At 35.0% G+C, this 6,160-nt stretch carries 8 protein-coding genes; all 8 read left to right on the forward strand.

Features of this window, described 5'->3' with window-relative positions; genetic code table 11:
- Positions 1-74: 74 nt before the first annotated feature.
- The 8 genes from ACFOZZ_RS07460 to ACFOZZ_RS07495 all read left to right on the forward strand — a co-directional run bounded on the left by ACFOZZ_RS07460 (position 75) and on the right by ACFOZZ_RS07495 (position 6,023).
- Complete coding sequence (locus ACFOZZ_RS07460; protein ID WP_376814982.1) at positions 75-926, forward strand: MurR/RpiR family transcriptional regulator; 852 nt, start codon at positions 75-77, stop codon at positions 924-926.
- A 139-nt stretch (positions 927-1,065) separates the two neighbouring features.
- The gene (locus ACFOZZ_RS07465; RefSeq protein WP_376814983.1) at positions 1,066-1,653 is read left to right on the forward strand and encodes a type IV toxin-antitoxin system AbiEi family antitoxin domain-containing protein; all 588 of its coding nucleotides are present in this window, start codon (positions 1,066-1,068) and stop codon (positions 1,651-1,653) included.
- A complete protein-coding gene (locus ACFOZZ_RS07470; RefSeq protein WP_376814984.1) occupies positions 1,653-1,808 on the forward strand; it encodes a hypothetical protein in 156 nt (51 codons plus the stop codon). Before ACFOZZ_RS07465 ends, ACFOZZ_RS07470 begins: the two co-directional genes overlap by 1 nt.
- Before the next feature lie 199 nt (positions 1,809-2,007).
- Positions 2,008-2,922: a 1-phosphofructokinase gene (gene pfkB, locus ACFOZZ_RS07475; protein WP_376814985.1), complete on the forward strand. Its 915-nt coding sequence runs from the start codon at positions 2,008-2,010 to the stop codon at positions 2,920-2,922.
- A 19-nt stretch (positions 2,923-2,941) separates the two neighbouring features.
- Positions 2,942-3,286: a PTS sugar transporter subunit IIA gene (locus tag ACFOZZ_RS07480; protein WP_376814986.1), complete on the forward strand. Its 345-nt coding sequence runs from the start codon at positions 2,942-2,944 to the stop codon at positions 3,284-3,286.
- A gap of 9 nt (positions 3,287-3,295) precedes the next feature.
- Positions 3,296-4,255, forward strand: coding sequence for a fructose PTS transporter subunit IIB (locus ACFOZZ_RS07485; RefSeq protein WP_376814987.1), 960 nt, complete (start codon positions 3,296-3,298; stop codon positions 4,253-4,255).
- A 7-nt stretch (positions 4,256-4,262) separates the two neighbouring features.
- A complete protein-coding gene (locus ACFOZZ_RS07490) occupies positions 4,263-4,805 on the forward strand; it encodes a fructose-specific PTS transporter subunit EIIC (protein ID WP_376814988.1) in 543 nt (180 codons plus the stop codon).
- A gap of 774 nt (positions 4,806-5,579) precedes the next feature.
- Entirely contained in the window at positions 5,580-6,023 is a 444-nt protein-coding gene (locus ACFOZZ_RS07495; RefSeq protein ID WP_376814989.1) for a hypothetical protein, read from the forward strand.
- Positions 6,024-6,160 lie beyond the last annotated feature (137 nt).

Genomic DNA, 6,160 nt, shown 5'->3' on the forward strand with positions numbered 1-6,160 from the left:
AGCTAATTGTGTAAATTATTTTTTTGTGTTAACATGACGATGTAAGGAATTTCATTACGAAAGGAGAAAATCAAATGAATCAGTCACAAAGCGTATTAGATTGCATTACTATCCTTTATGATCAATTATTTGATGCAGAAAAGAAGATTGCGAAGTTCATACTTAATAATCCTAAAAAAGTAGTCGATATGACTGTATCTGAACTTGCAGAAATAAGTGATGTGTCTATTGCGTCTGTATCAAGATTTTGTCGTAAGGTGGGTTTAAAAGGTTTTGCCCAGTTAAAAATATCTTTAGCCCAGGAACTTGTAGATACACATAAGAGTGGAGAAATATCTAATGATATTTCAGTGGATAATATTCCACAGTCTTTACAGAATATTCTCGCAAATAAGATTACTGAACTCAAACAGACAGTCAATCTCATCAACACAGACGAATTTAGAGAGATTCTAGAGGGTATTAGAGATGCCTCTAGAGTGCAGGTGATAGCAGTAGGAAATACGATTCCTGTGGCCATTGATGCAGCTTTTAAGTTCAATGAATTAGGTATACCAACAACTGCAGGAACAATCTGGGAAACTCAGCTCTCTTACTCTTTTACTTTAGGTAAGGGAGATGTCTTAATAGCCATCAGCAACTCAGGAGAATCAGATAAAGTATTAGAAGCAGTTAAAATCGCAAATAACAATAAAGCAATGACAATAGGTATTACTAATAGTCCTCACTCAGTGATTGGTGAAGAAGTACAATATCATATAACAACAGCAACTCGTGAAAAACTTTTCCTTGATGAATTCTGTTTCTCTAGAGTTTCAGCAAGTACAGTAATAGAGATTATCTTCTTATTCTTGACAGAAATGATAGAAAACTCACATAAATCCATGATCAAGTGTGAAGAGATGTTTGCGGTAGATAAAAGATAATAACAAGATGGACAGTCTAGATGGCTGTCTGTTTTTGTATGATAGGATTAACTTATAAACATGTGATAGTTATAATTTAATTGAAATTCGGCAAAAACAATATATGCCGAAAATAAAGCAAAAAAGTGAGGCGGTTTGTATGTCTGATAAGGAATTAATATCGAGTAATCAAATGATTGTATCCGTTGATGAGCTTAAAGAAAAAGGATTTAGTCTTTATAAGATTAATCAGCTTGCAGAACAAGGACTTCTAAGAAAACTGAATAAAAAATTCTATGAGAACACCAATTTTCAAGGAGCTGAGTCTGATTTTTATTATGCTTATGCATATGTTCCGTTTGGGGTTATTTGTCTAATGAGTGCCGCAGTCTTTTATGATCTCACTACATATAGACCAGATGGAATAGATGTAGCTATTCAAAGAAAAGCGAGAGTCTCTACTCTTCCAGACTGGCCTGAGATACAGTTGTATTATTATACGGATGATAGATATGAATTGGGAATAGAAACAATTGAAGATGGTAGTAATAGGTTCCATATTTACAATGTAGAAAAGACTGTAGTAGATATTGTTTTTTATCGTGAGAAGATTGGGATAGAAGAAACAAAAGAAATACTGATAAATTATCTAAAAAGAAGTAACAGAAATCTTAATAAGCTTATTCGCTATGCTGATCAAATGAAGTGTGGAGATGTAATGAGAAATTATTTGGAGGTACTTGTTTGATGAATGCTGAGTCGGTAAAAGCACGATTGAAAAATATTGCTGTAAAAGATGGTGGAACTATGCAAGATAAACTTATTGCGGATCGTGCTTATAGATGGTTTATGTTAGGAGATTATTCTATTAAGGGAAAAGCAAATGATACTATAGTAGACTAATGAGTCTAAGATATTTAGGAATCGATAACACATATAGTATGACGATGATGTTTTTGCATTTAATCGTCATACTTTTTTGTTTATATCAATTTTATCATTACGTAAAATATTTACATGAAACATATTGACAAAGAAAACCTTTACATCATATAATGAGATTGTAGAAAAAATATTTTTACAGGAAAAGGAGACCGTGTAAATGATTTACACAATTACATTTAATCCTGCATTAGATTATGTTATCACAGTTGATCATTTCCAGAAGGGAATTGTCAATAGAGTATGTGAAGAACATATCTTCTGTGGAGGTAAGGGTATTAATGTTTCAGCCATCCTTAAGGAACTTGGTTATGAATCTCAGGCTCTAGGGTTTGTAGCAGGTTTTACTGGTGATGAAATTGAACGCCGTGCGAAGAGTGAGTATGATATCAATACTGATTTCATCAAGGTTGAAAAAGGTATGTCACGTATTAATGTAAAGATGCGTAGTGATGAAGAAACAGAAATCAATGGTATGGGACCTATGATTACTGATGAAGATGTAGCAAAGCTTTTTGATAAGCTTGATACATTAAAAGAAGGAGATGTTCTTGTTCTTTCTGGTTCTATTCCTAAGTGCATCAGTCCTAGAATCTATGAAGAAATTCTAGAAAGATTACAGAACAAAGGTATCTTATTTGTTGTTGATGCAACGGGACAGTTACTAGTGAATGTATTGGCTTATCATCCATTCTTAATTAAGCCAAACAATCATGAGATTGAAGAAATCTTCGATGTAAAACTAGAAACTGAAGAAGATCTAGTCATATATGCGAATAAGCTACAGGAAATGGGTGCACGTAATGTCTTGATTTCACTTGCAGGTGATGGTTCTTTATTAGTAGATGAAAACGGTCATACACATCGCTTAGGTGTATGTAAGGGTACAGTAAAGAATTCAGTTGGTGCTGGTGATTCTATGGTAGCTGGTTTTGTGGCTGGTTATCTCAATAATGGGAATTATGATGAAGCATTGGCTTTAGGTACAGCATGTGGTGGAGCAACTGCTTTCTCATATTCATTAGCAAAAAGAGACTTCATTGATGAATGTCTCGCACAATTGAAGGGAGAATAGCATAAAAATTACTGAGTTATTGGACTTAAAGGGCATTGAACTTGGTGTCTTTGTAGGTTCAAAAGAAGAAGCAATTAACAAGCTTGTTGACTTGATGTGTGCAACTGGGAAGATTTCAGACAAAGATGCATACAAAGAAGGTATCTTAGCATGTGAAGCATTAACTTCTACTGGTATTGGTGAAGGAATTGCTATTCATCACGCACAGGTAGCAGCCGCTAAAGCTCCATGGTTAGCAGCAATGACTGTGCCTGATGGTGTAGACTATGAATCATTAGATGGTCAGCCTGCTCACCTATTCTTTATGATTGCGGCACCTGCAGATGGTGGAAGCACTCATTTACAGGCATTAGCTAAACTATAAGCATTATTAATGGATGAAGGTTTCCGTCAGGATTTATTGAATGCAAAGACTCCAGAAGAATTCTTAAGCAAGATCGATAAGAAGGAAGCAGAAAAAGATGCTGCAGAAGCAGCTGCACCAGTAGTTACTGGTTATAAAGTATTAGCTGTTACTGCATGTCCTACAGGTATTGCTCATACTTTCATGGCTGTAGAAAACTTAACTAAAGCAGGTGAAAAGCTTGGTGTACCACTAAAAGCTGAAACAAACGGTTCTGAAGGTGGCGGAAATGCGTTAACTGCAGAAGAAATCGCAGCATGTGATGGTATTATCGTTGCTGCAGATAAGAATGTAGAAATGGCTCGTTTTGATGGTAAGCCAGTTCTTACAGTACCTGTTACTGAAGGTATCCGTCATCCTGAAGAGTTAATTAATAAGATTGAAAACGGTGAAGCACCAATCTATCATGCAAGCTCAGATGCTAAAGAAGCAGCTGCTTCAGGTGAAAGTGCTGGTAGAAGCTTCTATAAGCACTTAATGAATGGTGTATCTCATATGTTACCATTCGTTGTAGCTGATGGTATCATGATTGCTATCTCATTCTTAGTGGATGATAAGAGCGCAGGAGCTAAGTTTGGTTCATCAATTCCTCTTGCTGCTTGGTTCAATAATATGGGTAACGTATCATTTGGTATGATGTTACCAATTCTTTCTGGATTTATCGCAATGTCAATTGCAAACCGTCCAGGTTTAGCTGTAGGTTTCGTAGGTGGTTTACTTGCAAAATCTGGTGCTACTTTCTTAGATCCTAGTGCTGCAAAAGTAGCAGCTACTCCAGGTTTCTTAGGTGCATTATTATATGGTTTCGTAGCTGGTTATATCATTCTATTATTAAAGAAGTTATTTAAAGGCTTACCAAAATCATTAGAAGGATTCTTTTATAGCCCTTACTTGGTGTATTCTGTATGGCTGTATTTGCAAGTGCCATAACCCATTAATGCCTATCATTAACCAGGCTTTAACTAACTTCCTGAGTGGTTTAGGTAACTATGGTATTATTTTTGGTGTTGTAGCTGGTGGTATGATGTCTATCGATATGGGTGGACCATTCAATAAGGCAGCTTATGTAACAGCAACTGGTTTACTTGCAAGCGGTAACTATATCTTAATGGCAGCTGTCATGGCTAGTGGTATGGTACCTCCTCTCGCAATCGCTTTATCTACTACATTCTTCAAGAATAAGTGGACTGAAGATGAAAGAAATGCTGGTTTAGTTAACTATATCATGGGACTATCTTTCATTTCTGAAGGTGCTATTCCATTTGCAGCCAATGATCCAATCCATGTTATTCCATCATGCGTTATTGGTTCAGCTGTCGCAGGTGGTTTATCAGTCGCATTCAATTGTCAGTTAAGAGCACCTCATGGTGGTGTATTCGTTATCGCAACTGTAAGCAACTGGTCATTATGCTTACTTGCTATTGCAGCAGGTTCAGTAGTAGGATGCTTAATTCTTTCTACATTAAAGAAAGCCACATAATTTTTACTATAGATAGAGACAGATGTATTTCAGAATTTGGAAAGTATTACAGTAAAGAAGAAGCCTTAATTAAAAGAATTGAGACTAATAGAATCAAAGTATTGAATAGTGGAATCAAAATAGTATAAAATAATCATCAGGGAGATTGATTATACTTCCATATCGTAAGATAGAAATTTACCGTTAATGTGGTCGTTGGACTGCTTGGTAATAAAAATTCTTACTTAAATAGATTTACACTTGTATTCCAAAGTCTGAAAATGATGTACGATTACACGCTACACTTGGCAATCAGAATCCCACGGGCTTGCCCGTGGGAGTAGTCAGAATGAAGATATAGGCGTATTTAAAGAATCAGGTGGTAATGCTGCTCAGGTTTCAAATATCAGAATTGATAAATCAAATCCATCTGCAGATGGCAGATATCCTGCAATTTGGACAAGTAATTATATAGGATTAGATTATCATCATATGGGATATGCAGTAGATGATTCTGTTGGTCATCCACTTAGATCTTAATACATGAAGTAGAGAAGGTAGTGAAAGCTACCTTTTTTTATTTGAGAGATAAAGATGATAGTATTACATATGATAATAAGAATTTTCCTTAATCTGTAACACTGATAATGGAATACTGCTTCTTATTAAAAGTGTCTCAAAAAAAGTAACATTTAACAATGAAAGGATATTGTAAAAAGTATGTGGTATGTTAAAATAACACTTGTCTGCCTATAGAGCGACAGATTATTTCAAAAGTGAAAGGGGGAAATGAATATGAAGAAATGGACAACTCCAATGGTAATTGAAGAAAATTATGCTGGTAATGCAGCTGTTGCTGAAAGTGCATGTTATAGAATTAAATGTGATACACAAGCTGCAGATTCTTGGGAACAAGGACATCCTCAACATATGCCCTGGGGTACTACTAAATATGCACATCATGAAGGTGAACATTGTGGAGATTATGATAACTATGTAATTTCTGTTAATTCATCTACACATAAGATTACATCTATGGAGGAAGTAAAGAAAGTTGCTGGTTTAACGATAGAGACTTTACCATGTACTTTTTATGATAAGGATTTTGCGAATGAGATATCTTCAGGTGATTTAAAATCAGGTGATAGAGTTTATTGGAGAACACATACAGGTTTTCTAGATTATTCCCACCAGGGGATTCTAGAAGCAGTTAATCCTGCTCATTCAAATAGATCTTAAACTATAAAACATTGAAAAAGCTTATGAAATATATTAATATTTCAGTAAGCTTTTTTATTTTGGAATGAAGACAAACTATTAAATGTCAATAAATAGTTAAATTTTCTAGAATTTATTGATTTTATAGGCATTTGTCT

This window comes from Catenibacterium sp. GCM10023432, from assembly GCF_042651925.1.
Classification (GTDB): domain Bacteria; phylum Bacillota_I; class Bacilli_A; order Erysipelotrichales; family Coprobacillaceae; genus Catenibacterium; species Catenibacterium mitsuoka.

Coding starts and splice junctions, on each gene's coding strand:
- pfkB (WP_376814985.1), top strand. CDS start 2,008: ATGATTTACACAATTACATTTAATCCTGCATTAGATTATGTTATCACA.
- ACFOZZ_RS07470 (WP_376814984.1), top strand. CDS start 1,653: ATGAATGCTGAGTCGGTAAAAGCACGATTGAAAAATATTGCTGTAAAA.
- ACFOZZ_RS07485 (WP_376814987.1), top strand. CDS start 3,296: ATGGATGAAGGTTTCCGTCAGGATTTATTGAATGCAAAGACTCCAGAA.
- ACFOZZ_RS07495 (WP_376814989.1), top strand. CDS start 5,580: ATGAAGAAATGGACAACTCCAATGGTAATTGAAGAAAATTATGCTGGT.
- ACFOZZ_RS07490 (WP_376814988.1), top strand. CDS start 4,263: ATGCCTATCATTAACCAGGCTTTAACTAACTTCCTGAGTGGTTTAGGT.
- ACFOZZ_RS07465 (WP_376814983.1), top strand. CDS start 1,066: ATGTCTGATAAGGAATTAATATCGAGTAATCAAATGATTGTATCCGTT.
- ACFOZZ_RS07460 (WP_376814982.1), top strand. CDS start 75: ATGAATCAGTCACAAAGCGTATTAGATTGCATTACTATCCTTTATGAT.